The organism is uncultured Chryseobacterium sp. (assembly GCF_913776365.1).
Classification (GTDB): domain Bacteria; phylum Bacteroidota; class Bacteroidia; order Flavobacteriales; family Weeksellaceae; genus Chryseobacterium.
In genome coordinates this window covers 1-2,611 of the sequence record NZ_CAJYMO010000303.1, presented here as the reverse complement: position 1 = coordinate 2,611, position 2,611 = coordinate 1, and the positions used below count along the sequence as shown (strand labels likewise).

Below are 2,611 nucleotides of genomic sequence, written 5' to 3'. Positions count from 1 at the left end.
ATCATTCACTATTCATCAACCATCGCTCATCAACCATCGCCCATCAACCATCGCCCATCACTCATCATTTATCATTCATCCACCCATCATTTCCGGGAGCTTTATCCGGCTATCCACTGTATCTTTTTTGTTTTTATCAATTCCGGACTTTATAGCTGGAGTCAGCATAAAAACAAAAAAGGATGCCGTTCCTATCCGGGCTATGACGGAAGACCTCCTGCTGATAAACGGGACTTTTACATACCGCAGGGATTTCCTATTTTTAATAAAAATTTAAAATGACCAGAACAATTCTTTTACTCATCACCCTCTCAGGACTGTTTGCCATGATGCAGGCACAGACGAAATCCTTTCTCTATACCGGAACCGTGGACGGTACCATACAGGTAACGCTCTACCTTCAGGAAGAAGAAAACGGATGTGGCGGAGATCCCTTTTACAGTGGAATCTACCGATACGATAAAGTCAGCAACTGGTTGCAGCTCAGTATTTCCAAAAACAATAAAAACCAGTACGCCATGGTAGAGGATGGTTTTACTGGTCTGATGATCGTAAGGAAAGAAGGAAGCAATCTTAAAGGCCTCTGGATCAGCCCTGATGGAAAAAGGCAGCTTCCCGTTATCCTCAAAGAACAGGCAGTCAGCCCGAAACAGGCAGAAAACTATCGGGATATGCTGGAAAAAATCAATTATGAAAATCATGACTGCTGATAAAACAAAATCCACCTGAATAAATGTCAACACCAGATCAATAATCCAAACCATTTTAAAAATGATACCTAACATGATCTTTAGCTGCTCCCGTTTTCATAACCACCTTGTCTTTAAATAAACTTCCTGTCCTCAACATCGGCAAGCCCCAAAGGGGCGGCTTATTTCAGCATAGGGTACAACCCGATGCATCGAGGGCATCATCACATCAGTATCAGGTACAACCCGATGAACACAGTCACCAACAAAAACTCCTGTCCTCAACATGGGCAAGCCCCAAAGGGGCGGCTTATTTCAGCATCGGGTACAACCCGATGCATCAAGGGCAGTATCACACCGGAATTGGTACAACCCGATGTATCCCGGGCATCATCATATCAGCACTAGGTCCAACCCGATAAAAAATCAACGATAAAATACGAGAGCATCCCAGAAATGGTATTATCTTTTAACATCATGCTTTGATACAACAACTCCTGCACGCAATCCGGCACAATATTTCCGAATCTCAGGTTTCCCCTTGATAAAAAGAAAACTAATTCCTTATCTTTGTTCTTTATGGAAAATATGGACGCAACACAGGACAAAAGGCTCTTTCTTATCGATGCCTATGCAATGATTTTCAGAGGGTATTATGCATTGATCAGAAGCCCGCGGATCACCAGTGCCGGACTGGACACTTCTGCCATCTTCGGTTTTACCAATTCACTCATCGAACTGATCCGCAGGGAAAAGCCAACTCATCTTGCTGTCGTGTTCGACGTGGGGGAAGCCAGTGTAAGAACCACGGATTTCCTGGAGTATAAAGCCAACCGCAGTGAAACACCTGAAGCCATTACAGCAGCGATCCCATATATCCACCGGATCCTGCAGGCCATGCACATTCCGATCCTGGGTGTACCCGGATATGAAGCTGACGACGTGATCGGAACCATTGCCTGCAAAGCGGAAAAAGAAGGCTATACGACCTTTATGGTAACGCCGGATAAAGATTTCGCCCAGCTGGTTACCGACAAGATAAAGATTTACAAACCCGGACTGAAAGGAAGTGAAGTTGAGATTTTAGGCGTGGAAGAAGTGAATGCCAAATACCAGATCGAACGCCCGAAACAGGTTATCGATTTCCTGGCTATGATGGGCGATGCGGTGGATAATATTCCCGGACTGGAAGGCGTAGGTGAAAAAACGGCCATGAAGTTCCTGAAAGAATACGGAAGCATCGAAAACCTGCTGGCCAATACCCATGAACTGAAAGGGAAGCTGAAAGAAAAAGTGGAAGCTTCGGCAGAGCGTGGCATCCTGTCTAAAAAGCTGGCAACCATTATCTGCGATGCACCGGTGGAATTCCATCAGGAACAGTACGACCTGGAAACCCCGGATTTTGAAAAAGTAAAGGAAGTCTTCGATGAAATCGAATTCAGAAGGCTGTACGATAATTTATTCCGGGCTTTTGCACCGGCCGTTACCGGAAATACGGTGGTGGAAGTAAATGTTACCGAAACGACACCGCAGCAGAAAGTTGCTCAGGCAGTAGGTCAGCTGGACCTTTTTGCCACGTATGAAGAACTGGACCAGGCAGCCGGAACGAAATCAACCATTGAACACAATGATCATCTGTATCAGTTCGTTGATAATCCGAAAGCCCAGAAGCTGCTGGTAAAGAATCTTCTGCAGCAGAGGGTCGTATGTTTTGATACCGAAACCACCTCATTGAATGAACTGGAAGCCGAACTGGTGGGCATGAGCTTTTCCTACAAAAAAGGGCTGGCCTATTATGTTCCCCTTTCTGAAGATCAGGGAGAAGTGCTGCAGACCCTGGAGATTTTCAGGCCGTTCTTTGAAAAGGAAGACCTCGTTAAAGTCGCCCATAACCTGAAATTCGATTATAAGATCCTCAGGAA

3 protein-coding genes are annotated in these 2,611 nt (G+C 45.3%); all 3 read left to right on the top strand.

The annotated features are described in order from the left end of the window. On the top strand, positions 1 to 277 hold a 277-nt coding region (locus tag QZ735_RS15635; protein WP_294250250.1), incomplete at its 5' end, for a hypothetical protein. 1 nt (position 278) lies between these two features. After that, positions 279 to 710 carry a hypothetical protein gene (locus tag QZ735_RS15630; RefSeq protein WP_294250247.1) on the top strand — a complete coding sequence of 144 codons (432 nt, stop codon included), beginning with the start codon at positions 279 to 281 and terminating at the stop codon, positions 708 to 710. Between the two features lie 567 nt (positions 711 to 1,277). Further along, a partial coding sequence (locus tag QZ735_RS15625) for a 5'-3' exonuclease H3TH domain-containing protein (RefSeq protein ID WP_294250245.1) occupies positions 1,278 to 2,611 on the top strand: 1,334 nt, incomplete at its 3' end.

Bases quoted from the DNA above. Each gene is read 5' to 3' on its own strand.
- QZ735_RS15630 (WP_294250247.1), top strand. From the start codon at position 279: ATGACCAGAACAATTCTTTTACTCATCACCCTCTCAGGACTGTTTGCC.